This is a genomic window from Acidovorax sp. MR-S7 (genome assembly GCF_000400995.2).
GTDB lineage: Bacteria > Pseudomonadota > Gammaproteobacteria > Burkholderiales > Burkholderiaceae_C > MR-S7.
In genome coordinates, this window is sequence record NZ_DF238999.1 from 342148 (window position 1) to 367753 (window position 25606).

The 25606-nt window shown below is 68.7% G+C and carries 25 protein-coding genes; 21 read left to right on the plus strand and 4 right to left on the minus strand.

What is annotated here, in order from left to right; translation table 11 throughout:
• Positions 1-3: 3 nt before the first annotated feature.
• The gene (ispD, locus tag AVS7_RS22650; RefSeq protein WP_020231044.1) at positions 4-834 is read right to left on the minus strand and encodes a 2-C-methyl-D-erythritol 4-phosphate cytidylyltransferase; all 831 of its coding nucleotides are present in this window, start codon (positions 832-834) and stop codon (positions 4-6) included.
• Between the two features lie 64 nt (positions 835-898).
• On the opposite strand from ispD, the gene mfd reads away from it, so the two are divergent.
• The 14 genes from mfd to AVS7_RS22720 all read left to right on the plus strand — a co-directional run bounded on the left by mfd (position 899) and on the right by AVS7_RS22720 (position 16543).
• A complete protein-coding gene (mfd, locus tag AVS7_RS22655; RefSeq protein WP_024002128.1) occupies positions 899-4360 on the plus strand; it encodes a transcription-repair coupling factor in 3462 nt (1153 codons plus the stop codon).
• A gap of 70 nt (positions 4361-4430) precedes the next feature.
• Positions 4431-5105 carry a hypothetical protein gene (locus AVS7_RS22660; protein ID WP_020231046.1) on the plus strand — a complete coding sequence of 225 codons (675 nt, stop codon included), beginning with the start codon at positions 4431-4433 and terminating at the stop codon, positions 5103-5105.
• 37 nt (positions 5106-5142) lie between these two features.
• The gene (locus AVS7_RS22665; protein WP_020231047.1) at positions 5143-5646 is read left to right on the plus strand and encodes a MarR family winged helix-turn-helix transcriptional regulator; all 504 of its coding nucleotides are present in this window, start codon (positions 5143-5145) and stop codon (positions 5644-5646) included.
• A complete protein-coding gene (locus AVS7_RS22670; RefSeq protein WP_020231048.1) occupies positions 5633-6424 on the plus strand; it encodes a hypothetical protein in 792 nt (263 codons plus the stop codon). Before AVS7_RS22665 ends, AVS7_RS22670 begins: the two co-directional genes overlap by 14 nt.
• 82 nt (positions 6425-6506) lie before the next feature.
• Positions 6507-7229, plus strand: a complete 723-nt coding sequence (gene serB, locus AVS7_RS22675) for a phosphoserine phosphatase SerB (protein WP_020231049.1) — start codon at positions 6507-6509, stop codon at positions 7227-7229.
• 228 nt (positions 7230-7457) lie between these two features.
• Entirely contained in the window at positions 7458-8243 is a 786-nt protein-coding gene (locus AVS7_RS22680) for a MetQ/NlpA family ABC transporter substrate-binding protein (protein WP_020231050.1), read from the plus strand.
• Between the two features lie 328 nt (positions 8244-8571).
• On the plus strand, positions 8572-9714 hold the full coding sequence (locus AVS7_RS22685) for a branched-chain amino acid ABC transporter substrate-binding protein (RefSeq protein WP_020231051.1): 1143 nt from the start codon (positions 8572-8574) through the stop codon (positions 9712-9714).
• A 54-nt stretch (positions 9715-9768) separates the two neighbouring features.
• On the plus strand, positions 9769-10698 hold the full coding sequence (locus AVS7_RS22690; protein ID WP_020231052.1) for a branched-chain amino acid ABC transporter permease: 930 nt from the start codon (positions 9769-9771) through the stop codon (positions 10696-10698).
• 4 nt (positions 10699-10702) lie between these two features.
• Entirely contained in the window at positions 10703-11863 is a 1161-nt protein-coding gene (locus tag AVS7_RS22695; protein WP_020231053.1) for a branched-chain amino acid ABC transporter permease, read from the plus strand.
• A complete protein-coding gene (locus AVS7_RS22700) occupies positions 11860-12648 on the plus strand; it encodes an ABC transporter ATP-binding protein (protein WP_020231054.1) in 789 nt (262 codons plus the stop codon). The genes AVS7_RS22695 and AVS7_RS22700 overlap by 4 nt, the downstream gene beginning before the upstream one ends.
• Entirely contained in the window at positions 12645-13352 is a 708-nt protein-coding gene (locus AVS7_RS22705) for an ABC transporter ATP-binding protein (RefSeq protein WP_020231055.1), read from the plus strand. Before AVS7_RS22700 ends, AVS7_RS22705 begins: the two co-directional genes overlap by 4 nt.
• 12 nt (positions 13353-13364) lie before the next feature.
• Complete coding sequence (locus AVS7_RS22710; protein WP_020231056.1) at positions 13365-14645, plus strand: amidase; 1281 nt, start codon at positions 13365-13367, stop codon at positions 14643-14645.
• A gap of 20 nt (positions 14646-14665) precedes the next feature.
• Entirely contained in the window at positions 14666-15946 is a 1281-nt protein-coding gene (locus AVS7_RS22715) for a M20 family metallo-hydrolase (RefSeq protein WP_020231057.1), read from the plus strand.
• Positions 15947-15961: 15 nt separating this feature from the next.
• Entirely contained in the window at positions 15962-16543 is a 582-nt protein-coding gene (locus AVS7_RS22720) for a helix-turn-helix domain-containing protein (protein ID WP_024002130.1), read from the plus strand.
• On the opposite strand, the gene AVS7_RS22725 is transcribed toward AVS7_RS22720, so the two are convergent.
• Positions 16540-17169 (minus strand): LysE/ArgO family amino acid transporter, encoded by a 630-nt coding sequence (locus tag AVS7_RS22725; RefSeq protein ID WP_020231059.1) that lies wholly within the window; start codon positions 17167-17169, stop codon positions 16540-16542. The two genes, AVS7_RS22720 and AVS7_RS22725, sit on opposite strands and share 4 nt — an antisense overlap.
• Before the next feature lie 68 nt (positions 17170-17237).
• Between AVS7_RS22725 and AVS7_RS22730 the strand changes: the two genes are divergently transcribed.
• From AVS7_RS22730 to AVS7_RS22740, 3 genes are read left to right on the plus strand one after another with little or no spacing between them, the layout of a single operon-like run.
• Entirely contained in the window at positions 17238-18146 is a 909-nt protein-coding gene (locus AVS7_RS22730; protein ID WP_020231060.1) for an HTH-type transcriptional regulator ArgP, read from the plus strand.
• A 53-nt stretch (positions 18147-18199) separates the two neighbouring features.
• Positions 18200-18757, plus strand: coding sequence for a mechanosensitive ion channel family protein (locus tag AVS7_RS22735; protein ID WP_020231061.1), 558 nt, complete (start codon positions 18200-18202; stop codon positions 18755-18757).
• Positions 18750-19400, plus strand: a complete 651-nt coding sequence (locus tag AVS7_RS22740) for a DUF1345 domain-containing protein (protein WP_020231062.1) — start codon at positions 18750-18752, stop codon at positions 19398-19400. Before AVS7_RS22735 ends, AVS7_RS22740 begins: the two co-directional genes overlap by 8 nt.
• A 72-nt stretch (positions 19401-19472) precedes the next feature.
• On the opposite strand, the gene AVS7_RS22745 is transcribed toward AVS7_RS22740, so the two are convergent.
• The gene (locus tag AVS7_RS22745) at positions 19473-20168 is read right to left on the minus strand and encodes a GntR family transcriptional regulator (RefSeq protein ID WP_020231063.1); all 696 of its coding nucleotides are present in this window, start codon (positions 20166-20168) and stop codon (positions 19473-19475) included.
• Between the two features lie 122 nt (positions 20169-20290).
• On the opposite strand from AVS7_RS22745, the gene AVS7_RS22750 reads away from it, so the two are divergent.
• From AVS7_RS22750 to xth, 4 genes are read left to right on the plus strand one after another with little or no spacing between them, the layout of a single operon-like run.
• Positions 20291-21988, plus strand: coding sequence for a thiamine pyrophosphate-binding protein (locus AVS7_RS22750; protein WP_020231064.1), 1698 nt, complete (start codon positions 20291-20293; stop codon positions 21986-21988).
• A gap of 27 nt (positions 21989-22015) precedes the next feature.
• Positions 22016-22984: a tripartite tricarboxylate transporter substrate binding protein gene (locus AVS7_RS22755; protein ID WP_020231065.1), complete on the plus strand. Its 969-nt coding sequence runs from the start codon at positions 22016-22018 to the stop codon at positions 22982-22984.
• A gap of 5 nt (positions 22985-22989) precedes the next feature.
• Complete coding sequence (locus AVS7_RS22760) at positions 22990-23784, plus strand: VOC family protein (RefSeq protein WP_024002131.1); 795 nt, start codon at positions 22990-22992, stop codon at positions 23782-23784.
• Between the two features lie 55 nt (positions 23785-23839).
• Positions 23840-24616: an exodeoxyribonuclease III gene (gene xth / locus AVS7_RS22765; protein WP_024002132.1), complete on the plus strand. Its 777-nt coding sequence runs from the start codon at positions 23840-23842 to the stop codon at positions 24614-24616.
• Between the two features lie 12 nt (positions 24617-24628).
• On the opposite strand, the gene AVS7_RS22770 is transcribed toward xth, so the two are convergent.
• On the minus strand, positions 24629-25570 hold the full coding sequence (locus tag AVS7_RS22770) for a PA2169 family four-helix-bundle protein (RefSeq protein ID WP_020231068.1): 942 nt from the start codon (positions 25568-25570) through the stop codon (positions 24629-24631).
• Positions 25571-25606: the final 36 nt, after the last annotated feature.

The following is a 25606-nucleotide window of genomic DNA, read 5'->3' on the forward strand; positions in this document are numbered from 1 at the left end:
CCGTCAATGCTTGGAGGAAAAAATGGTCTTGACCGATTCTCCCGACGCTTCGCCGCGTGCGCCGCCGAAGCGCGCCAGCGTGGCGCCGTGCATGCGCTGCGCGAGCACCGCCTCGGCCAGCGCGAAATCGTCGGGGTAGGTCACCTTGAAATTCTGCGCGCCGCCCGGCACCAGGCGCGGGCGCAGGCCCATGGCCTCCATGGCGCTCGCCTCGTCGGTGGCGGCCGCGCCCACCTGTTCCAGCGCGTGGCGCAGCGCGCCGATGCGGAACATCTGCGGCGTCTGCGCGAGCCACTTGTCGCTGCGATCCACGGTGGCGGCCACGCGCACGCCGCCGGGGCCGTCGGTGGCGGTCTTGAGCGTGTCGGCCAGCTTGTGCGCCAGCAGGCCGCCCACGGCATCGTGCTCGCAGGCGTCGATGAGCGCGTCGATCTGCGCTGTGGTCACGAGGCAGCGCGCGGCGTCGTGCACCAGCGCCCAGTCGTCATCCAGCGCACCGCGCGCCTGCAGCTCCTTGAGGCCGCCGAGCACCGAATCGGCGCGCGCCGCGCCGCCGCAGGGCACGGCGAACCATGCGGGATGCGTGTGCGCGGTGAAGAAGCCGTCGCCCGGAGCCACCGCCACCAGCGTGCCCGCGAGCCGCGCCACGCCCGCGAACGCGGCCAGCGTGTGCAGCACCAGCGGCTGGCCCGCGACCAGCTGGTATTGCTTGGGCAAGGCCGCATTGCCGCCCGGCCCGACGGCGCGCGAGCCCGTGCCCGCGCAGGGCACCAGCCCCCAGAAGCGGGCCGGCGCGTGGCGCCTGGATGCGGAGGGCTGCGGCAGGTCGGTCATGGGCGGGCATTCTAGAATCAGCCGCTTGCGCCCCGAGCCTCAAGCGCCAGGGCGGCACACCTGCATGGATCTGCCCAAACTCTCCCCCGGAAAACGTTTCACCCTGCCCCGCCCCGTGGGCAGCGCCGATGCCCTGCTACTGGCCCGCCTGGGCGAGCGCGAGAAGGCCGCGGGCCGCCCGACGGCCATCGTGACGGCCGACGCCACCGACGCGCAGCGGCTCATCGACGAGATGGCCTTCTTCGCGCCCGGCCTGCGCTGCGCGCTGTTCCCCGACTGGGAGACGCTGCCCTACGACAGCTTCTCGCCGCACCAGGACCTGATCAGCGAGCGGCTTGCCACGCTCTGGCGCATCTCGCAGGGCGAGGCCGACGTGGTGCTCGTACCCGCGACCACGGCGCTCTACCGCCTCGCGCCGCCCGCGTTCCTGGCGGGCTACACCTTCCACTTCAAGACCAAGCAGAAGCTCGACGAGGCCAAGCTGCGCGCGCAGCTCACGCTCGCCGGCTACCAGCATGTCTCGCAGGTGGTGGGCCACGGCGAATACGCGGTGCGCGGCGGGCTGATCGACCTGTTCCCCATGGGCTCGCCGCAGCCCTACCGCGTGGACCTGTTCGACGACGAGATCGACTCCATCCGCACCTTCGACCCCGACAGCCAGCGCAGCCTCTACCCCGTGCCCGAGGTGCGATTGCTGCCGGGCCGCGAGTTCCCCATGGACGACGCGGCGCGCGCGCGCTTCCGCCAGCGCTGGCGCGAGCTGCTGGAGGGCGACCCCACGCGCAGCCGCATCTACAAGGACATGGGCAACGGCGTGGCCACGGCGGGCATCGAGTACTACCTGCCGCTCTTCTTCGACGAGACGGCCACCGTGTTCGACTATCTGGGAGAACAGGCCACCGTGGTGCTGCACGGCGACCTGGAAACCCCGTTCCAGCGCTTCTGGCAAGACACGCGCGAGCGCTACCGCCTGATCCAGGGCGACCCGGACTACCCCGTGCTGCCGCCCGATGCGCTGTTCCTCTCCGCCGAGCAGTTCTACGGCGAGGCCAAGCCGCACGCCCAGCTGGCGCTGCGCCCCGGCGTGGAGGACGTGCAGGACAACGCGCACTTCCAGAAGCTGCCCGACCTCGCCGTGGTGCGCGGCGCGGAAGACCCGCTGGCCCGGCTGCAGGCCCACATCCGCACCACCCGCCAGCGCCTGCTGCTGCTGGCCGAGAGCGACGGGCGCCGCGAAAGCCTGCTGGACTTCCTGCGCGCATCGGGCCTGAACCCGCCCGCGTTCGACAGCCTGGCCGAATTCCAGGCCACGCCCGAGGAGCGCGTAGGCATCGCCACGGCGGCGCTGGCCACGGGCTTCGCATGGCTGGAGGAAGGGCTGGACCTCGTCACCGAGACCGAGCTGTTCGCCGCCAGCGCCACCACGCGCCGGCGCAAGAAGCAGGAGCAGGCGAGCGACGTCGAGGCGCTCATCAAGGATCTCTCCGAGCTCAACGTGGGCGACCCGGTGGTGCACGCGCAGCACGGCATCGGGCGCTACCGGGGCCTGGTCAACATGGACCTGGGCGAGAAGAACCCCGACGGTACGCCCGCCCTGCAGGAATTCCTGCACCTGGAATACGCCGACAAGGCCGTGCTCTACGTGCCCGTGAGCCAGCTCCAGCTCATCGGCCGCTACACCGGCGTCTCGGCCGATGAGGCGCCTCTGCACAAGCTGGGCAGCGGCCAGTGGGAAAAGGCCAAGCGCAAGGCCGCCGAGCAGGTGCGCGACGCCGCCGCCGAGCTGCTCAACATCTACGCGCGCCGCGCCGCGCGCGAAGGCCATGCGTTCCGCTATTCGCCGCAGGACTACGAGACCTTCGCGGGCGACTTCGGCTTCGAGGAAACGGCCGACCAGAAGGCCGCCATTCACGCCGTGGTGCAGGACATGATCAGCCCGCGCCCCATGGACCGCCTCGTGTGCGGCGACGTGGGCTTCGGCAAGACCGAGGTGGCCCTGCGCGCCTGCTTCGTGGCCGTGGCCGGGGGCAAGCAGGTGGCCTTCCTCGCGCCCACCACGCTGCTGGCCGAGCAGCACTTCCGCACGCTGAGCGACCGCTTCAGCAAGTGGCCGGTGAAAGTGGCCGAGGTCTCGCGCTTCCGCTCGGGCAAGGAGATCACCGCAGCCGTCAAGGGCATTGCCGATGGCACGGTGGACATCGTCGTGGGCACGCACAAGCTGCTCAGCGAATCGACCAAGTTCAAGAACCTGGGCCTGCTCATCATCGACGAGGAACACCGATTCGGCGTGCGCCACAAGGAGGCCATGAAGGCCATGCGCGCCGAGGTGGACGTGCTCACGCTCACGGCCACGCCCATCCCGCGCACCATGGGCATGGCGTTGGAAGGGCTGCGCGATCTCAGCGTGATCGCCACCGCGCCGCAGCGGCGCCTGGCCATCAAGACCTTCGTGAGGAACGAGGGCACGGGCGTGATCCGCGAGGCCGTGCTGCGCGAATTGAAGCGCGGCGGCCAGTGCTACTTCCTGCACAACGAGGTGGAAACCATCGAGAACCGGCGCCAGAAGCTCGAAGAGATATTGCCCGAGGCCCGCATCGCCGTGGCCCACGGCCAGATGCCCGAGCGCGAGCTGGAGCGCGTGATGCGCGACTTCGTCGCCCAGCGCTACAACATCCTGCTGTGCTCGACCATCATCGAGACCGGCATCGACGTGCCCACCGCCAACACCATCATCATCAGCCGCGCCGACAAGTTCGGCCTGGCGCAGCTGCACCAGCTGCGCGGCCGCGTGGGCCGCAGCCACCACCAAGCCTATGCCTACCTGATGGTGCCCGACATGGACGGCCTGACCAAGCAGGCGCAGCAGCGGCTGGACGCCATCCAGCAGATGGAGGAGCTGGGCAGCGGCTTCTACCTCGCCATGCACGACCTGGAGATCCGCGGCGCGGGCGAAGTGCTGGGCGAGAACCAGAGCGGCAACATGCTGGAGGTGGGCTTCCAGCTCTACAACGACATGCTGGCCGAGGCCGTCAAGGCGCTCAAGGCCGGCAAGGAGCCCGACCTGCTCTCGCCCATGCAGGCAGCGACCGACATCAACCTGCACGCCCCCGCGCTGCTGCCGGGCGACTACTGCGGCGACGTGCACCTGCGCCTGTCGTTCTACAAGAAGCTCGCCACCGCCAAGACCGGCGACCAGATCGACGCGCTGCTGGAGGAAATCGTGGACCGCTTCGGCAAGCTGCCGCCGCAGGCGCAGGCGCTCATCGACGTGCACCGCCTGCGCGTGCTGTCGGCGCCCTACGGCGTGGCCAAGGTGGACGCAGCGCCCAGCGTGATCACCATCACCTTCAAGCCCCAGCCGCCCATCGACCCGATGGCCATCATCCACCTGATCCAGAAGAACAAGCACATCAAGCTCGCGGGCAACGACAAGCTGCGCATCGAGCGCGAGCTGCCCGAGCCCAAGGACCGCGCGCAGATGGTGCGCGACGTGCTGCGCAGCCTGGGAAAGCCGCTGGGAGCGTAGGGGAAAACATATGCCAAATCAGCCTCTAGCGCTTGCCATCCAAGCGCGACCAGCTACCTAAACCATAGCAATGTGGATCGAAGCCGCCCTCGCCCTGCTGGCCCTGGCCCTCGCCCTGGCCGCGCGGCCCTGGCGGCTGCTGGCCAGCCGCAAGCCCCTGGCCCACGAAACCCATGGCGCGCCCGCCACGTTGTGGACGCCGCTGCTGGCCACCCTGGCGCTGCTGCCCTGGGCCTGGGCGCTGCCCACGCTGCACCGCATGCCGCTGCAGTTGCAGTGGTCGGGTGCCTGCCTGGTTCTGCTCATGCTCGGCTGGCCGCTGGCCGTGCCCACGCTGCTTGCGGTGGGCGGCATCGCCGCGCTGGTTTCGCCCGGCCTGGCCTGGGGCGACGCGCTGGGCCTGGCCGTGTGGCAGGGCGTGGTGCCGGCCTCGCTGGCGGTGCTGCTGGGCGCGGCGGTGCGCCGGCTCTCCGGCACGCGCGCGCTGGGCGGCGCGCGCCTGTTCGTCTACGTGCTGGGCCGGGGCTTCCTGGGCACGGCACTGTGCGTGTTCGCCGCCGGCACGCTGTCGCAGTGGGTGGGCCACGTGCTGCCGGGCGTGGGCGAGCAGCTCTCGCTGGTGGCGCGCTGGCTCATGGCCTGGGGCGACGCGGTGGTCACCGGCATGCTGTGCGCGGTGTTCGTCGCCTTCAAGCCCGAGTGGCTGGCCACCTGGTCCGACAGGCTGTACCTGGACCAGCGATAGCACATGATGATTAGCCGCCATACCGTATGATCGCGGCATGGTGCTCGAACAGAAATACCTCGCCCTGCTGCAGGAGGCCGAACGGCGGCAGCTTCCCGACCTGCAAGGCATCCGCCTGTGCTTCCAGACCCTGTCGCTGGCCGCGCGCATCGACCGCGACTGCGCCGCGCTGCTGGCCCCGCACGGCCTGTCGGAAGGCCGGTTCGTCATGCTCTTCCTGCTCGACGCCGCGCCCGACGGCCTGGCGCCCAACCTGCTGGCCGGGCAGGCGGGCGTCACGCGCGCCACCGTCACAGGCCTGCTCGACGGGCTGGAGCGCGAGGCGCTGGCCGAGCGCCATGCCGAGCCCGGCGACCGGCGCGCACTGCGCATCCGGCTCACGCGCAAGGGCCGGCAGCTCGCCCGCACGCTGTTCGAACAGCACGGCCAGTGGATCGCCGGCCTGTTCGGCAACCTGACCGCCGCCGAACGCACGCAGCTGGCCCGGCTGCTCGACAAGGTGGCCGCCAACACCGGCGCAGCGGCACATGGCGCCGCCTGAGCGCAAGGGCGCCACGCGCGCCGCGGACATTCCCGCCGGCGTGCTCGACGCGCTCTCGCGCGGCACGCTGCCCACGGCCACCCTCGCCGAATGCCTGGCACTCGACCAGGCCAAGCTGCTGCGCAGCGTGTTCCCCGGCCTGCCGCCCGCCCTCCATTCCGCTGCCGAGGACGCGTGCCGCCTCGGCATCCTGAAGCGCATGGAGCGCATCGGCGCGCTGCTGCTGCAGGCACTGGGCAGCCCCGGCATCGGCACCTGCAGGGCCCACCCCGCCGACACGGTGCGCGGCTGGGCCTGCTTCATGGTCGGCGCGCAGCCAGGGCTGGACCTGCCCACGCGGCTCGCCGCCATCCGCCCGCTGGCCGACGATGCGCACTTCGGCGTGCGCGAATGGGCCTGGATGGCCGTGCGCCCGCACCTCGCGCGGCAGCTGCCCGAGGCCGTCGCGCTGCTGGCCGCCTGGACGGATGCGCCCTCCGAGCGCCTGCGCCGCTTCGCCAGCGAGGCACTGCGCCCGCGCGGCGTCTGGTGCGCCCACATCGCGGAACTCAAGAGCCGCCCCGAAGCCGCCCTGCCCCTGCTGGTGCCGCTGCGCGCCGATCCCAGCGCCTACGTGCAGGACTCGGTAGCCAACTGGCTCAACGACGCAGCCAAGGACCGGCCCGACTGGGTGCGCGCGCTGTGCGCCCAGTGGCTGCAGGATGGCGGCTGCGCCGCCACGCAGCGCATCTGCCAGCGCGCGCAGCGCAGCCTGCAACCGGCCGCGGGGCGGCGATAATCCGCGCTCCCATCCGATTTTTAGTCTTTTTGCCTGTTTGCCCTTGTGGAACAAGCGCAGGCAGCTATCTTTTCAGAAGCATATGACCGCCCACGCCACCCCCACCGAATTCGCCCCCGGCCTCGTCGTGCAGGGCATCGCGCCGCCGCTGCGCCTGGCCGATTACAAGCTCATCGCGTTCGACATGGACTCCACGCTCATCAGCATCGAGTGCGTGGACGAGATCGCCGACGCCGCGGGCCGCAAGGCCGAGGTGGCGGCCATCACCGAGGCGGCGATGCAGGGCGTGATCGCCGACTACAAGGAAAGCCTGCGCCAGCGCGTGGCGCTGCTCAAGGGCGTGGGCATGGACCACCTGGAGCGCGTGTTCGCCGAGCGGCTGCGCTTCAACCCCGGCGCGAAGGAACTGATCGACACCGCCAAGGCCGCGGGCCTGGCCACGCTGCTGGTATCGGGCGGGTTCACGTTCTTCTCCGACCGCGTGAAGACGCATCTGGGCATCGACTTCGCACGCTCCAACGTGCTGGAGGTCGAGGGCGGCCAGCTCACCGGCCGCATGGTGGACCAGCCCTGGGGCGACATCTGCGACGGGGCCGAGAAGCGCCGCACGCTGCTGGAGGTGGCATCGCTCATGGGCATAGACCCGCGCCAGGCGATCGCCGTGGGCGACGGCGCGAACGACCTGCCGATGATGGGCGCCGCGGGCCTCTCGGTGGCCTACCACGCCAAGCCCGCCGTGCGCGCGCAGGCCAAGGTGGCGATCAACCAGGGCGGGCTGGACCGGCTGCTGGAAGTGCTGCGCTGAACGCACGCACGCCAACGCTCCCCTATTCATAGCTGCCAGCGCTTTCCAATAAAGCGCCGCAGCCCTATTTCGCCATAAATTCCCTCCATAAAGATATGGCGCCATATATGAATATGAAAATAAAAACGAATTGCCAGGCGTGTGCCCGTCTTACACTTGCGCCCTAGCAATCGCCCTCTTGCATGAAGCGGCGATGTGGAGTAACCCATTCAAAGGACGCTGATCGCCATGCTGAAGAAAACCCTCTCCGCCATTGCCCTGGCCGCCCTCGCGCTGGGCGCGCAGGCCGCCGACGTGCTCAAGGTGGCCGCCACGGCCGTGCCGCATGCGGAAATCCTGAACTTCGTGAAGCCCCAGCTCAAAGCCCAGGGCGTGGACCTGCAGATCAAGGAATTCAGCGACTACGTGCAGCCCAACGCCGCCGTGCAGGACAAGCAGCTCGACGCCAACTTCTTCCAGCACCAGCCCTATCTGGACAGCTACAACAAGGACCGCAAGAGCAGCCTGGTGGCCGTTCCCAACGGCAAGGTGCACGTGGAGCCCTTCGGCGCCTACTCCAGCAAGATCAAGAACGTGAATCAGCTCAAGGACGGCGCCATCGTGGCCATCCCCAACGACCCCTCCAATGGCGGTCGCGCGCTGATCCTGCTGGCCAAGCAGGGCCTGATCGAGCTGAAGGACTCCAAGAGCCTCACGCCCACGCCGCTGGACGTGGCCAAGAACCCCAAGAAGCTCAAGTTCAAGGAACTCGAAGCCCCGCTGCTGCCGCGCGCCCTGGCCGACGTGGACCTGGCCCTGATCAACACCAACTACGCGATCGAGGCCAAGCTGAACCCCACGCAGGACGCGCTGTTCATCGAAGGCGCCGATTCGCCCTACACCAACATCGTGGCGGCCCGCGCCGACCGTGCGGGCGACGCCACCATCGCCAAGCTGATCAACGCGCTGCACACGCCCGAGGTGAAGAAGTTCATCCAGGACAAGTACAAGGGCGCCGTGGTGCCCGCGTTCTGAGCCTCTCCACGCTCCATCCCTGAAGCGCTGCTCCTGCAGCGCTTTTTTTATTCCCGCCGCACCACGCCCCAAAGCCAGGCATGCGGCTGCACCAGCGTGAGGCAGCCGCGGTGTTCCTGCGCGCCCCGGCCCGCCGCCAGGCCGCAACAGTGCGGGTTACCGAGCATATTTCGGCACCCCCAGGCTGGCATGCTGCTTGCATAATTTTCAAGTCACTTGAATTTAGTGCTCATGACTTGCACGAATTTTCAATTGGCTTGAAACCCATCCAGCGCTCACTTCAAAGGGGAAAAAGGTGCCAAAGCAACATTCCGTCATCGCGGCCGCCATGCTGGCCGCCTCCGCCAGCATGCTCCTGGGCAGCGCGCCCGCAGCAGCCAAGGACGTCGTCAAGATCGCCTTCATCGGCCCACTGACCGGCGGCGTGTCGGCCATCGGCCTGGGCGGCCGCAATTCGGCGGAGCTGGCCGTGCGCCTGCGCAATGCGGACCCCAAGGCGAAGTACACCTACCAGCTCGTGACGCAGGATGACGAATGCCGCCCCAACGTGGGCGTGCAGGTAGCCACCAAGGTCGCGGCCGACCGCAACATCGTGGCGGGCGTCACCCACTTCTGCTCCGCCGTGGCCATGGGCACCGTGGGCGTGTACAGCCGCTTCGGCATGCCGGCCGTGGTGTGGGGCGCCGTGCTGCCCGACATCACCTACGCGAACAACTTCAAGGAAGTCCACCGCGTCAACGGCACCATGATCAACCAGAGCGAGGTGGCGGCCAAGTTCGTCACCGGCCAGGGCTACAAGAAGTGGGCCGTCATCCACGACACCACCGACTACGGCAAAGGCCACAACAAGTACTTCAGCGAATACCTGAAGAAGGACGGCGGCACCATCGTGGGCACGTTCGGCGTCACGGCCGAACAGCAGGACTTCACGACCGAGCTGACCAAGATCCGCGAGCTCAAGCCGGACGTCATCTACTTCGGCGGCCTCACACCCCTGGGCGTGCGCATCCGCACCCAGATGGACAAGCTGGGCATCAAGGCGCAGTTCCAGGGCACCTCGGGCGTGATGTCCGACGCCTACATCCAGGGCGTGGGCCCGGAGCTGGCCGAGGGCTCGCTGGCCTTCCTGGAAGGCGCACCGCTGGAGAAGCTGCCGGGCGGGAAGCTCTTCTCCGAGCAGTACCAGCAGCAGAAGTTCGGCGAGCCGCCCGAGGCCTACGGCCCGTTCGCCTTCGCCGCCACCAACCTGATCATCGACGCCGTGGAGAAGGTGGGTCCCGACCGCAAGAAGGTGCGCGACGTGCTCAACGCCACCAAGGATGCCGACACCGTGATCGGCAAGGTGACCTTCGACGACCACCGCCAGAACATCGTGCCGCTCGTGACCAAGTACGTGGTCGATGGCGGCAAGTGGGTGATCTGGGAAGACAGCGCCTACGCCAGCGGCAAGAAGAAGCTCGCCGGCCTGTAAGCACGACGCAGCGGCCCGCCCGCATGCGGGCCGCGGCATGACAAGGGGAATCGGATGAGTGAACTCGGGCAATACATCTTCAACGGCCTGATGCTCGGCATGATCTATGCCATGGTCGCCGTGGGCTTCACGCTGTTCTTCGGCGTGCTGGACGTGATCAAGTTCTCGCACGGCGACGTGCTGATGGTCGGCGCGTTCGCCGGGCTGGCCGCCTCGGTCGGCATGACCTTGCTGGACCTGGGCTCGCCCTGGCTGCAGCTGCTGGCCGTGGTGCTGTGCGCCATCTGCGTGACGGGCGCTTTAGGCGCGGCCATCGCCAAGTACCTGATCCTGCCGCTGCGCAAGGCGCCGCCGCTCAACACCTTGCTGGCCACGCTGATGCTCGGCACGGTGATCCGCGAGGCGGTGCGGCTGTTCTACCCGGACGGCTCGAACCCCAAGCCCTTCCCGCGCCTGCTGCCCACCAGCTCGGTCGAGCTGGGCGGCCTCTCGTTGCGGGTGGACAACCTGCTGCTGCTCGCCGCGGGCGCCGCCGTGATCGTGGGCGTGCACCTGCTCATCACGCGCACCCGCCTCGGCATGGCCATCCGCGCCGTGGCGCAGGACGGCGAGACCGCACGCCTCATGGGCATCAACTTCGAGGCGGTGGTGCTGCTCACCTTCGCACTGGGCTCCGGCATGGCGGCCCTGGCGGGCGTGATGAACGGCCTGTACTACAACGAGATCAACTTCAACATCGGCCTGCTGCTGGGCGTGATCGGCTTCGCCGCCGCCATCCTCGGCGGCCTGGGCAACGTCTACGGCGCCATCCTCGGCGGCTTTCTGTTCGCCGGCCTGCAGGTGCTGGGCAGCGCGGCGCTGCCTGCCCTGGTTCCCGACATTCCCAGTGCGTACAAGGACGTGTTCGCCTTCGCCGTGGTCATCGTGCTGATGGCCTGGAAGCCGACCGGCCTGATCGCCGAAAAATCCAGCGAGCGCGTGTGACACCATGACCACCAGCCAACCCCGCAATCCCACCCTGGTGCTGGCGCTCGCCAGCATCGCCCTCACCGTGTACATGTGGCTGTTCCTGCACGCCGAATCGCAGGCCGCCGTCGGCGCGTTGCTGGCCCTGGCTGCCATCGCGATCGCGCTGGCACGCAAGACCGGCATCGCCGGGCAGATCGGCACGGCCGGCGCCCTGCGCCCCGGCCAGGCCAACCTCTGGGCCGCGGGCTCGGTGCTCGCCCTGATCGCGCTGTTCTACGACCAGCACTTCGCGCTGCTCATGATCTGCGCCGTGCTGCTCTACACCACCGCAGGCCTGGGGCTGACACTGCAGTTCGGCTTCTCCGGCGTGGCCAACTTCGCCGGCGCGGCCTTCTTCGGCATCGGCGCCTACGCCACGGCGGTGCTCGCCACGCACACGGGCATCCCGCACCTGCTGATCGTGGTGATCTCGGGCGCGATCGCCGCCGTGATCGGCTCGGTGCTGATCGCCCCGGTGCTGCGCACCCGCGGCCACTACGCGGCGCTGGTGACCATCGCCTTCGGCATCCTGTTCAAGACCTTCATCGAGGTGAACGACGTGCTGGGCGGCCCGCAGGGCCTGCAGGTGCCGGGCATGACGCTGTTCGGCTACGCGCTCAACGACGGCTTCACCGTCTTCGGCCACGAGGCGTCGTTCTACGTGAGCTACGCCCTGCTCAGCCTCGTGGTGTGCGGCGGCATCTTCCTGCTGGTGAAGGCGCTGGAGCGCTCCTGGGTCGGCCTCGCCATGGACGTGGTGCGCACCGACGAGACGGCCGCCGCCACCTTCGGCCTGCACATCGCGCGCTGGAAGGTCATCGCCTTCATGATGGGCAACTGCTTCGCCGGCATCGCGGGCAGCGTGTACGGCATGCTGACCGGCTTCGTGGCGCCGAACAATTTCACCTTCGCCGATTCGCTGCTCATGCTGTCGATCGTCATTCTGGGCGGCCTGGGCAATGCAGTGGGGCTGCTGCCCGCCGCGGTGATCGTGCTCGTGCTGCCCGAGAAGCTGCAGTTCATCCAGGAATACCGCTTCCTGTTCTACGCCGCGCTGGTGATCGCCATCCTGCTGTTCCGCCCCGACGGCCTGCTGCCGCGCAAGACCCGCCTGTTCTTCAGCCAGGAGGCCGCACGATGAGCCAGACACCCACCCTGGTTGAGGTCAAGGGCCTGACCATGCGCTTCGGCGGCCTGACGGCGCTCGACCATCTCGACATGTCCATCCATGAGGGCGAGGTGCTGGGCCTGCTGGGCCCCAACGGCTCGGGCAAGACGACGTTCTTCAATGTGCTGACGGGCCTCTACAAGGCCAGCAGCGGCAGCATCTCCTACCGGGGCGGCGAAATCATCGGCAAGACGCCGCAGGAGATCTACCGCAGCGGCGTGGCGCGCACCTTCCAGCGCTCGCGCCTGTCGCTGCCGCTGACGGTGTTCGACAACATCGTCATCGGCGACTACCAGCACATGCAGCACGGGCTGGTCTTCAACCTGCTGCGGCGCCGTGCCTTCCGCGCCGAGTACGAGGCCTACGTGGAGAAAGTGCGCGGCCTGCTAGGCATCTTCAGCCCGCCGCTGGTGAGCCGCATGTTCGAGCCCGTGGAGACGTTCACGATGATCGACCGGCGCCGCATCGAGGTGTGCCGCGCGCTGCTGAGCCAGCCGCGCCTGCTGCTGCTGGACGAGCCCTCGGCCGGCATGACGCACGACGAGACGCACGCGCTGATGGGCGACATCCTGGACGTGCGCCGCAAGCTCGGCAACCTGACCGTGGTGCTGATCGAGCACGAGATGAACGTCATCGAGCGCATCACCGACCGCTGTGTCGTCCTGAACTACGGCAAGAAGATCGCCGAAGGGAGCTATGCGGAGATCACCTCCGACCCGCAAGTGCAGACCGCCTACCTGGGAGAGGAAACCGTATGAGCGCCCTGACCGTGAAAGGCCTGACCACGGGCTACGACAAGGTGAACGTGCTGCACGACGTGTGCATCGACGTCGCGCCGGGCAAGATCACCTGCATCCTGGGCGCCAACGGCGCGGGCAAGAGCACGCTGATCCGCTCCATCCTGGGGCTCACGCCGCCGCGCCAGGGCCAGATCCTGTGGAACGGCCGCGACCTCGCGGGCGAGAAGACGCACCGCATCATCGCCAGCGGCATCGCCTGCATTCCCGAAGGGCGCAAGGTATTTCCGCGCATGACGGTGGCAGAGAACCTCGCGCTCGGCGCCTTCCTGGAAAAGGACTCGGCGCGGGTGCGCGAGCGCCTGGCCAGGGTGTACGAGATCTTCCCGCGCCTGAAGGAGCGCGCGGTGCAGCTCGCCGGCACCATGTCGGGCGGCGAACAGGCCATGGTGTCCATCGGCCGCGGCCTGATGGCCGAGCCCCGGCTGCTGGTGATCGACGAGCCTTCGCTGGGCCTGTCGCCGCTGTACGTGAAGGAAAATTTCAGCGTCATCAAGCACATCAACGCGCTGGGCATCACCGTGCTGCTGGTGGAGCAGAACGCACGCCAGACGCTGGCCATCTCGCATTACGGCTACGTGCTCTCGCAGGGCCGCGTGATGGCCGAGGGCACGGCCGATGCGCTGGCCGCCAACGACGAAGTGAAAGCCGCCTATTTCGGCTGAGGAAAGGAACCCATGCACGACTGCCTTGGATGGCCCGCCCGCGAACTGGTGGCCCGCCTCGCGCGCCGCGAACTGCGCGCCCAGGACGTGGCCCAGGCCTTCATCGAGCGCGTCCACGAACGCGAGCCCCAGGTGCTGGCCTGGCAGCACTTCGATGCCGCGCAGGTGCTGGCGCAGGCCCGTGCGCTGGACGAGGCGCCACAGGCCGGCGCGCTGCACGGCCTACCCATCGGGGTGAAGGACCTGATGGACACCTGCGACATGCCCACCACCTACGGCTCGCCTATCTACGCAGGGCATAAGCCGCTGGTGGATGCGGGCTGCGTGGCGATGGCGCGCAGCGCCGGCGCCCTCGTCATGGGCAAGACCGTGACCACCGAATTCGCCACCTTCCAGCCCGGCCCCACGCGCAACCCGCGTGCGCCGCTGGACGCGCCGCGCACGCCGGGCGGTTCGTCCAGCGGCTCGGCCGCCGCCGTGGCGGCGGGCATGGTGCCGGTGGCCTTCGGCACGCAGACGGCGGGCTCCATCGTGCGCCCCGCGGCCTATTGCGGCGTGGTGGGCTACAAGCCCACGCACGGCACCCTGCCGCTCGCCGGCATCAAGCCGCTCTCGCCCAGCCTGGACACGGTGGGCGCCATCGCGCGCACCGTGGACGACGCCGCCTTCCTGGTCGGCACGCTGGCCGGCCTGCCGCTCGCGCCCCAGCCCATCGGGCGGCTGCGCATCGGGCTGTGCCGCACGCCGCATGGGGACCGGGCCGGCGACGACACACGCCGCGCTCTGCAACAGGCGGCCGACGTGCTCGCACGCGGCGGTGCGCGCGTGGCCGAGGTCATCCTGCCCGATACGTTCGCCTCGCTGAATGCCGCGCAGGTCGACATCATGGGCCACGAGGCCGCCGCTGCCTTCGCGCCGGAGCTGCGCACAGACTCCCACCTGTTCAGCCCGGCCTTTGCCGCCGTGCTGGCCAGCGGCCGGCAGGTGGACGGCCTGCGCTTCTTCGCGGCGCAAGCCCAGGCACGCGCTGCGCGCCATGCGCTGGACGCCGTGTTCACTCAGGTGGACATACTGCTCGCCCCGAGCACGGAAGGCATCGCCCCGGCGGGACTGGAGGCCACGGGCGATCCCGTGTTCAACCGCATGTGGTCCCTGCTGGGCAATCCCTGCGTCCATGTTCCCGTGGGCACGGGCGCACACAACATGCCCGTGGGCGTAACGCTCGTCGCCCCCGCTTACCACGATGCCCAGGCCCTGAGCGCAGCACATGCGCTGGAGCGTGCCCTGGCATAACCATCCCACAGGAGACCCCTTTGAACCAGCCACCCAGCCTCGACGCCCCGGCCCGCGCGCAGGACGCCGTGAACCACGACCGCCTGCAGGCCTCCATCGCCGCGCTGGCCGCATTCGGCGGCCGCGCGGACGGCGGCGTATCCCGCGAGACGCTCACCGACATCGACCTCGCCTCGCGCCGCCACCTCGTCGACCAAGCCCGCGCCCTGGGCTGCGAGGTCATGATCGACGACTGCGCCAACCTGTTCTTCCGCCGCCCGGGGCGGGACAACGCGCTGCCGGCCGTGCTCACGGGCAGCCACGGCGACACCCAGCCCGTGGGCGGCAAGCTCGACGGCGCCTATGGCGTGCTGGCCGGGCTGGAAACCATCGCCGCGCTCAACGACGCAGGCATCGAGACGCTGCGCCCCATCGAGGTCGTTGCCTGGACGAACGAGGAAGGCAGCCGCTTCGGCCCCGGCGCGATGGGCTCCAGTGCCTTCGTCGATCCGTCCCGGCTGCCGGGCTACCTCGGCTCCACGGACAAGGACGGTGTGCGCTTCGGCGATGCACTGCAGACCGCCCTCGCGCAGGCGCCCGGCCTGCCCCGCTGCGCCATGCAGCGCCCCCTGTCGGCCTGCGTGGAGCTGCACATCGAGCAGGGGCCCGTACTGGAGCGCGCCGGCATCCCGCTCGGCGTGGTGACGGGCATCCAGGCCGTGCGCTGGTTCACCGTGTCGTGCCACGGCGTGATGGCCCATGCCGGCACCACGCCCATGGACGAGCGCCGCGACGCGATGGCCGCGGCCATGCCGCTGGCACAAAAGCTCTACGACTACGCGGCCTCGCAAAGCGCCACCCAGCTGCGACTGACCCTGGGCCGCTGGCAGGTCACGCCCAACTCGGTCAACACGATTCCTGGCCGGGTGGACTTCACCGTGGACATGCGCTGCCTGGACGACGGCGTGCTCGACGGTTTCGAGGCGTTCCTGCATGCGCAGGTGGCCGCATCCCAGGGTGCCGTCACCATCGAGCGCTTCTTCCAGCGCGCACCCACGCACTTCCCGCGGCCCATGCTGGACCTGATCCAGGAAGCGGCCGGGCGCGCCAGCGCCCGGGCCGGGCTGCCCGCACCGCTGGCGCTGACCTCCGGCGCCTTCCACGACGCGATGTACCTGGCCGACCACTGTCCCACGGCGATGATCTTCGTGCCCAGCGAAAAGGGAATCAGCCACAATGCGGCCGAAGCCACGGCACCGCGCGACCTGTTCCTGGGCGCACAAGCCCTCGCCTACACGGTGACCGCCCTGGCCAATCGCTAGCTGAAAACCCCACCCGTGACGCCCCGCAAGCCCCGTGCCCCAGCCCCATCCCACCCCGCCAGCACGCTGGGCGTGCGCCTGCGGCATGCGCGGCTGGTCGCCGGCTTCACGCTGCTGGAGCTGGCACAGCGGGCCGAATGCTCGGAAAGCCTGATCTCCAAGATCGAGCGCGGGTCGGCCACCCCGTCCCTGGCCATGCTGCACCGGCTGGCCGTGGCGCTGAACACCAACATCGCGGCCCTGACCACGGAAGGCTCGCCCAACGCCGGCCCCATCCTGCGCCAGGGCGAGCGGCCCGTGATCCGCAGCGGCGGCCTCGGCCTGGAGCGGCTGGTGCTACCCCAGCGCGGCGGCCTGCTCCAGGCCAACATCCACATCATCGACCCGGGCGAGGCCAGCGACGGCCAGATCGAGCACACCGGCGAAGAAATGGGCTACGTGCTGGAAGGCACCGTGGAGCTGCAGCTAGGGCATGAACGCTTCATCCTGCAGCCGGGCGATGCCTTCACGTTCTCCAGCCAGGTGCCCCACGGCTACCGCAATGCCGGCGAAGTGGTGGCTCGCATCCTCTGGGTCAACTCGCCTGCCACTTTCTAGGCGGCCTGCCACACCCACCACGCCAGCACGAACATCATCGCGCCGGTGAGCGTATCCAGTACCCGCCATGCACGCGGATTGGCGAACACGCCCTGCAGCCGCCGCCCCGCGAAGGCCAGTACCACGAACCACACCAGGCTGGCCGAGGCGGCGCCCAGCACGAAGACCCACTTGAGGCTGCCATCCTGCCGTGCGCCGATGGAGCCGATCAGCAGCACCGTGTCCAGGTACACATGGGGATTGAGCAGCGTGATGACCGCCAGTCCGCTCACCACGCCCAGCACGCCGCGGGCCACGCCGCTGCCCGCAGCATGAAGCCCCGCGTCGGGCGCAAAAAAAGCGCGGTGCCACGCGAACAGGCCATAGGCCAGCAGGAACAGCACGCCGCCCAGTTGCAGGGCATGCGCCAGGGTGGGCGAGCTGCCCAGTACCTGCGCCATGCCTGCCACACCCAGGCCCACCAGCAGTGCGTCGCTGGCCACGCACCAGGCCACGCACACGCCCACGTGCCGGCCCTGCACCGCCTGGCGCAGCACATACAGGTTCTGCGCCCCGATGGAGACGATGAGCGACAGGCAGACGGTGAAGCCCGCAAGCCAGGAGGAGGAAACGGCAGTGGTGAACATGGGGGCATCGTAGGCCTCCGTCTGGTTAAGTACACTTCAAACTTCTAACCAATCTTTAGCAAAACTGAATGCTGGACTATGCTGCTCTGGAAGCCTTGGCCGCCGTGGTGCGCGAGGGCAGTTTCGAGCGCGCCGCACGGCGCCTGCACGTCACGTCCTCGGCTGTCTCGCAGCGCATCAAGCAGCTGGAGGAGCGCGTGGGCCAGGTGCTGGTGCAGCGCGGCACGCCCTGCACGGGCACCGATGCGGGCCGGCGCCTGTGCCTGCACGTGGAGCAGGTGGCGTTGCTCGAGAACCAGTTGCGCCGCACCAATCCGGACCTGTTGCCCGATGCCCCCGCTCCTGCGCCCACACTCAAGCTGGCGGTGAACGCGGATTCGCTTTCCACCTGGTTCATGGAGGCCATGGCCGCCTTCACCGCCGGCGGCAACGAGCTGCTGGACCTGCGCATCGACGACCAGGAACACACGGGCGAGCGCCTGCGCGAAGGCGAGGTGATCGCCGCCGTGACCGCCACCGGCACAGCCATCGCGGGCTGCAACACCTGGCCGCTGGGCACCATGCGCTACGTGGCCGCCACCAGCCCGGACTTCGCCGCACGCCACTTCGCCGGCGGCGTGACACCCGCCGCACTGGCCCGCGCGCCCATCATGATCTACGACCGCAAGGACCGCCTGCAGGACCTGTGGATGCAGGCACACGGCCTGGCTTCGCGCACGCAGGCGCCGCGGCACTTCCTGCCGTCCAACTTCGGCTACGTGCGCGCCTGCGAGATCGGCATGGGCTGGGGCATGCACCCCACGGTGCTGATCGACCGGCAACTGCAGGACGGCACGCTGGTGGACCTGCTGCCGGGCCGCACGCTGGACGTGCCGCTCTACTGGGCCCATCCGCGCAGCGCGCAGCAAGCATTGGACAGGCTGACTCAATGCGTGATGGGCGCTGCGCGGCGGTGGCTGGAAGCTCCCGCTTTCTGAGAAAGCGAACTGCTAACATTTCCCGCCATGCAGGAGTTTCAGGAGAAGGTTCAATGTTGACGTGGTTCGAACCTGCCCAGCTCATCCGTGCCGTGCTCCTGGCATGCGTCTTCCTCGTGGCCGGCGTCTTTCTTTCGAGGCTCATACGGCAGTTGATTGCAACGGCACTCCGCCACGATGCATCCGAACGGGTGGACCAAATCACCCTCTCGTTCCTGAGCCACCTGTCGGTTCTGCTTCTCTGGCTTTTGCTGCTCACCGCTTATGCCCATTTGATTCCGCCATTGAACAGGCTCGGCACGGCCCTGCTGGCAGGCGTGAGCCTGGTATCGGTCATTGTCGGCTTTGCTGCGCAGAGCACCCTGGGCAACCTTGTGGCAGGCATTAGCCTGGTGCTCTACAAACCCTTTCGCCGGGGTGATCGCATTCAGGTGCAGGCACCCACCGCCAGTGGCCACGAGATCGGCATAGTGGACGACATTTCACTCGGATACACCGTGCTGCGCACGGATGACCAGCGCCAAATCATCATTGCCAACGGCACCATGGCGCAGCAGACAATGATCAAGCTGGCCGCAGCTCCTTCGACCGCCAGTCGCAGCGATGCTTGACAAAGTCGCTGGCAGGCTTCGCAACAGCATCGCGCCGCTGCGGTTCCTGGCATTCGGGGCCACATTCCTGATCGCTTTCGCAGCCTACGGACTGCACTTTGCAGACCCCCGCATCGCCTTGCTGCTGGGCTTCAATACCGCCGCGCTGGTTTTCCTCGGCCTGGTGTTGCCGCTGCTGAACGACGACGCAAGATCCATGCGCCGCACTGCTCAGGCAAACGATGCCAATCGCCCCGTTCTCCTGGCTATCACGGCGCTGTTGTCCTTGGTGATCCTGTTCAGCATCGGGACGCTCATTGCGGGCAAGACTTCCCTGCATTGGCAAGGCATCGGCCTTGTCGTCAGCGCCCTTGCGCTTTCCTGGATATTTGCCAACACGGTCTTTGCGTTGCACTACGCCCATCTGTACTACCTGCAGGACGCCGATGGAGACATGGCGGGGCTGCAAGTGCCCAATACTTCCACGCCGACCTATTGGGACTTTCTTTATTTCAGCTTCACCCTGGGGATGACGTTTCAGACCTCCGACATCGCTGTCACCGGGGCCCACATGCGCAAGGTCGTGCTGGGCCATTCGGCCATGGCTTTTCTTTTCAACATGGGGATTCTGGCGTTCACCGTGAATGCACTGGGCGGCCTGTGAACGGGCAGGCACAGGGAGCCCAGGCTACATGACGGCCGCGTAGCGATGGCCAGCGCCTGCGCCGGATGACGTTCATGCGGCGCCCGCCTCTTGCGGCAGGTAGATGCGCGCCAGCCCCAGCTTGATCGCTTCCACGATCTGCTCGCGCCGCAGTGCGATGTGGTCGGTCAGCAGCCGCTCCGCTTCGGCGGGCGCGCGCCGTGCGAGCGCCTCGACGATGGCGCGGTGCTCCTTCTGCGTGGAATCGCGCCCCACGCTCTCCATGTCGATCCAGCGGATGAAGCGTATGCGCTCGTTGATGTTCGCCAGCATGCGCTGCAGCTCCGCATTGCCCGCCATGGCCGCAATGCGCAGGTGGAAGCCTTCGTCCAGCTCCACCAGCGCGGGGATGGGGGTGTCGGGCGGCACCTGGCGGCTGGTATCGAGATAGGCGCGCGCTTCCGCGATCTGCGCGTCGCTCGCGCGTTCCATCGCCAGGCGCAGGCATTCGCGCTCGATGGCCACCCGTGCCTCGTACAGATCCAGGGTTTCCTGGATGTCCAGCGGGCGGCGCATGAAGCCGCGCGTGCACGGCACCAGGAAGCCGTCCGTCACCAGCCGCGCCAGCGCTTCGCGGACCGGTGTGCGGCTCACGCCCAGGCGTTCGGCCAGATCGATCTCGCTGATGCGTTCGCCGGGCTTGAACTGGTAGGAGATCGCCATATCGCGCAAGGCTTGGAACACGCCCGAGCCGCGTTCACGCCGGACCTTGGAGATGGAATCTTTCATCGCGGTGCAGTACCTCTGCCGGGATTGTGCCGCCCGAACCAGCCCTTCCCACGCAGAAGGCATTTGCCATTTGAATTCATTTAAGTATACTGAAATGGATTCTTAACTAACTTTTGCGAGACATGACCCTTCCTTACACCGGCGCCGATGCGATGGTGCACATGCTGCAGCTCAATGGCGTGAAACACATCTTCGGCCTGTGCGGCGACACCAGCCTGCCTTTCTACGACGCCATGGCGCGCATCGACCACGGCATGGACCACATCCTCACCCGCGACGAGCGCAGCGCCGCCTACATGGCCGATGCCTACGCCCGCGTGACCGACCGCGTGGGGGTGTGCGAAGGCCCGAGCGGCGGCGGCGCCACCTACCTGCTGCCCGGCCTGGTGGAGGCCAACGAGTCGTCGGTCGCCGTGCTGGGCATCACGTCGGACGTATCGGTGGGAGCGCGCGGCAAGTTCCCTCTCACCGAGCTGGACCAGCAGGCGCTCTACAGGCCTCTGACCAAATGGAACACCACCATCGACCGCGTGGACCAGATCCCGCACGCCGTGCGCAGCGCCTTCCGCGCCATGACCACGGGGCGCCCGGGAGCGGCCCACATCTGCCTGCCCTACGACGTGCAGAAGCATGCGCTGGACGAAGCCGACGTCTGGGCCCAGCCCGGCCACGGCCAGTTCCCGGCCTACCGCAGCGCGCCCGACCCGGCCGCCGTGGAAGACGCTGCGCAGCGCCTGGTGGCTGCGCGCTCGCCCGTGCTGATCTGCGGCGGCGGCGTGGTAATTGCGGGCGCCACGGCCGAGCTGGATGCGCTGGCAACGCTGCTCAATGCGCCGGTGTGCACCACCGTGAGTGGCCAGGGCAGCCTGGCCAACACGCACCCGCTCAACGCGGGCGTGGTGGGTACCAACGGCGGTGTGGAATCCACACGCGCCGTGGTGGCGCAGGCCGACCTGGTGCTGTTCATCGGCGCACGCGCGGGCTCCACCACCACCGAGCACTGGCAGATGCCCTCGCGCCAGGTGTCCATCCTGCACCTGGACGTGGACCCGATGACCATCGCCACCAACTACCGCACCGACGTGGCCCTGGTGGGCGACGCGAAGCTCGGCCTGGCCGCATTGCACGCGGCGGTGCAGGCGCGCATCACCCGCCGCCCCGCCGGCGCGGCCGACGGCGTGGCGCTGGCGGCCCGCGCACGCGCCGACAAGCAGGCCTTCTTCGCACCGCTGGCCGCGAGCCTGGAGCGCCCGATCCGCCCCGAGCGGGTGGTGGGCCTCCTCAACCGCCTGCTGCCCGCAAAAGCCATCGTGGTGGCCGACCCCGGCACGCCCTGCCCCTATTTTTCAGCTTACTTCGATGCGCCGCAGGCCGGGCGCCACTTCATTACCAACCGGGCGCACGGCGCCCTGGGCTTCTCGCTCGCGGCAGGCTTCGGCGCGGCCGTGGGCCAGCCTGACTCGGTAGTGGTGTCGGTCATGGGCGACGGCAGCTTCGGCTTTACCTGCGGCGAGCTGGAAACCGTAGTGCGCCGGGGCGTACCGCTGAAGATGATCGTGTTCTCCAATTCCGTGTACGGCTGGATCAAGGCCAGCCAGAAGACCGGCTACGGCGAGCGCTACTTCTCGGTGGACTTCAACCGCACCGACCACGCCCGCGTGGCCGAGGCCTTCGGCGTGAAGGCCTGGCGCGTGGAGAACCCCGCCGACCTCGAAAGCGCCCTCAAGGCTGCGCTGGCGCACGACGGCCCCGCGCTGGTGGACGTGATTTCGCAAGAGCTGCAGGACACGGCCGTGCCCGTGAGCCAGTGGATGGGCTGAACCCTCAAGACACGAAGGAGACCTTGGATGACTCTCGCAAGAAGACAACTGCTGTCCGCGGCCGCGCTCGCCGCCCTGGGCCTGCCGCAAGGGGCCATGGCCGACGAGGCCAACCTCAAGCTCGTCGTCACCTTCCCGCCCGGCGGCAGCACCGACATCGCGGCGCGCCTCATGCAGCCGCGCCTGGGCGAGAAGATCGGCAAGCCCGTGATCGTGGAAAACCGCCCCGGCGCGGCCAGCCAGATCGCCACGCAGCATGTGGCCAAGTCGGCGCCTGACGGGAGCACGCTGCTCGTGAGTTTCGACACGCACGCCATCAACCCCATCGCCAAGCCCCGCCTGCCCTACGACACCTTCAAGGACTTCGCGGGCATCACGCTGGCCGTGCGCTTTCCCCTGGTGATCGGCGCATCGGCCTCGGTGCCGGGCAAGGACCTGCGGGAATTCCTCGACGCCGCGCGCAAGGCGCCGGCCAAGTACAGCTACGCCTCCACGGGGCTGGGTTCGATGAACCATCTGGTGATGGAGGACATCAAGCGCCGCTCGGGCACCTATGTGCTGCACGTGCCCTACGGCGGCGGCGGCCCGGCCGTGCAGGCGGTGGTGGGCGACGTGGCCAGCCTCACGCTGCTGAGCTACGCGGCGCTGCGCGGTCAGATCGCGGCAGGCCGCATCAAGCCCCTGGCCGTAACGGGCGCCAAGCGCCTGCCCGAGCTGCCCGACGTGCCCACGGTGGCCGAGTGCGGCTTTCCCGGCTTCGAGGCCTATTCCTGGATCGGCATCTTCGCGCCCGCGGCCACCCCGGCGGCCACCGTGCGCCAGCTCACCGATGCCTTCCAGGCCACGCTGAACACACCCGACGTCAAGACGAAGCTCACGCAGGCCGGTTTCGAGGTCATGGCCACCGACGGCTCCGCCCTGGACCAGCACGTGCATACGGAACACGAGCGCTGGAGCCGCTTCGTGCGCGAGACGAAGCTGCGCCTGGAAGAGTGACCGCCATGCCGCTGCCTCTGGACCACGTCGTCATTGCCGTCCCGGACCTCGATCGCGCCCGTGCGGCCTACGAAGCCCTGGGCTTCCACGTGCTCGCGGGCGGCGAGCACCCCGGCCGCACCTCGCACAATGCGCTGATCGTGTTCGAGGACGGCGCCTACCTCGAGCTGATCGCCTGGCGCGGCCCCGCGCCGCAGGAACGGTGGTGGCGCACGCTGCAGGCCGATGGCGAAGGCCTGGTGGACTTCGCGCTGCTGCCGGACGACACGGCACGCGCCCTGGCCGCCGCGCGCGCACGCGGCCTGGACACGCTGCACGGTCCGGTGGAAGGGGGCCGCATACGCCCTGACGGCGCGCAGTTGCGCTGGAGCACAGCCCGCCATGCCACGCCCGACCTGCCCTTTCTCTGCGGCGACGCAACGCCACGCCGGCTGCGCGTGCCGGACGGCGCGGCGTGCCGCACCCATCCCAACGGCGCCACGGGCGTCGCCGCCTTGGCCGTCGCGGTGCATGACATGGAAACCAGCCTGCGCCGCTACCGTGCGCTGTTGGGTCCGCAGGCAGACATCGGCGCCGTACGAACGGATGCAGACAGCGGCTCGGCCGCCGCTACGGTCGTGCTGCCGGGAATAGCCGTGACGCTGCAATCGCCCTTGCGCCTGCCACCGAACACCCCCCTGCCTGCCGCTGCGCAGGCCCTGCAGGAGCGGCTGGCCACACGGGGCGAAGGCCCCTGCGGCGTGACCATCGCCCGCGGAACCGGCCTGCCGCCGCTGCGGTTGAATGGCATCGCACCCTGAGGGCAATGCGTGCGCGAGACAATACGCAGTCCACAACCCTCGCCATTTCCCTCCCATGCAACTCGCCACTTGGAACATCAACTCCTTGTCCGTCCGACTGCCGCAGGTGCTGGCATGGCTGCAGGCCAACCCGGTGGACGCCATCGGCCTGCAGGAGCTGAAACTGGTGGACGAGAAATTTCCCCACGATGCGTTCGAGGCTGCCGGCTACCACGCCGTGTGCTTCGGCCAGAAGACGTACAACGGTGTCGCGATCCTCAGCCGCACGCCGATGCGCGACGTGGTGCGCAACATCCCGGGTCACAACGACGCACAGGCGCGCGTGATCGCCGCTACGCTGGACACGCCGCAGGGCCCTCTGCGGCTGGTGAACTGCTACTTCGTGAATGGGCAAGCCCCGGGCACGGACAAGTTCGACTACAAGATGCTGTGGCTCACCGCCCTGCACCGCTGGCTGCGCGAGGAGCTGCTGGCGCACCATCGTCTGGCGCTGGTGGGGGACTTCAATGTGGCGCCCGAGGACCGTGATTCGTTCGACCCCGTGGGCCTGAAGGACACCATCCACCACACGGTGGAGGAGCGCACGCATTTCCGCCAGTTGCTGGAGTTGGGCCTGACCGATGCGTTCCGCCTGTTCGAGCAGCCCGAGAAGAGCTTTTCGTGGTGGGACTACCGCATGCTGGGCTTTCAGAAGAACCGCGGGCTGCGCATCGACCACGTGCTGGTGAGCGATGCGCTGCGCGGCGAGGTCACGGCCTGCCGCATCGATCGCGCGCCGCGCAAGAACCCGCAGCCCAGCGACCACGCACCCGTGGTGGTGACGCTGGGCTGAAGCCGTCAGCCGTCAGGGCTGGCGGTCGCGCAGGGCGCGGATTTCGTCGTGGTTGCGTTGCACGCCCTGGGCCTGGCGCTCCACCAGGGCGCGCACGGAGGCCGGCAGCGTGGCCTTGAGGGCCTTGCGGTAGCGCGCCACGGCGGCGTCTTCGCCGCGCTCGCATTCCTCCAGCACGGCCTTGTCGTCGTTGCTGCTGAAGGCCGCCTTCACCGACACCCAGCCGCGGTGCAGCGCGCCGGCCACGGTGCCGCCCGACGAGGGCTCACCGCCATAGGAACGGATTTCGCGCTCCAGTTCAGCGGCAGCGGTCGCGCATTCGCCAGCATGGCGCAACAGGGTCTGCTTGAGCTCCGGGCTGTCGCTGCGCTCGGCCGAGGTGCGGAAGCCGTATTCGCCGTCGCGGCTGCATTCGAGCAGGTCGTCCAGCACGTCCACCACGTCCTCGTTGTCCACCAGCACCGTCTCGCTCGCCACGGCAGAGCCGGTCAGCACGTTGCCACGGGCACGGTCCCACGCGGCGCGGGTCGCGGGACGGGCCTGCTCCCATTCCAGCGGGCTGGTGGCGCGGGCATGGCCCCAATCGCGCGAGAGCTGGGGCTCCACGGCTTCGAAGTCGCCCTCGTACCGGCCCACGGCGCTCCAGCCAAGCTCGTAGGCGGGACGGTATTCGTCATACGTGCGGCCGGCAACGTAGTACGGCTCGCGTTCGTAGGTGTCGCGCCAGTAGGCGTCTTCGGCGGTGGGGTCGATCGACTCGGCTGCAGCCTTGCCCGCCAGCCCGCCCACCACCGCACCGGCCACGCCACCGACCGCGGCGCCCACAGGCCCTCCGAACGAGCCTGCCGCAGCGCCGGCCACGGCCCCGCCCGCAGCGCCAATGCCCGTCCCGATGGGGTGCGCCCCTGGTTCGTTGGTCAGGGGGTCTCGGTTGTCATCCTTGAAATCCGACATGAATCGACTCCGGTTGGTTGAACAATGGAGCCATTC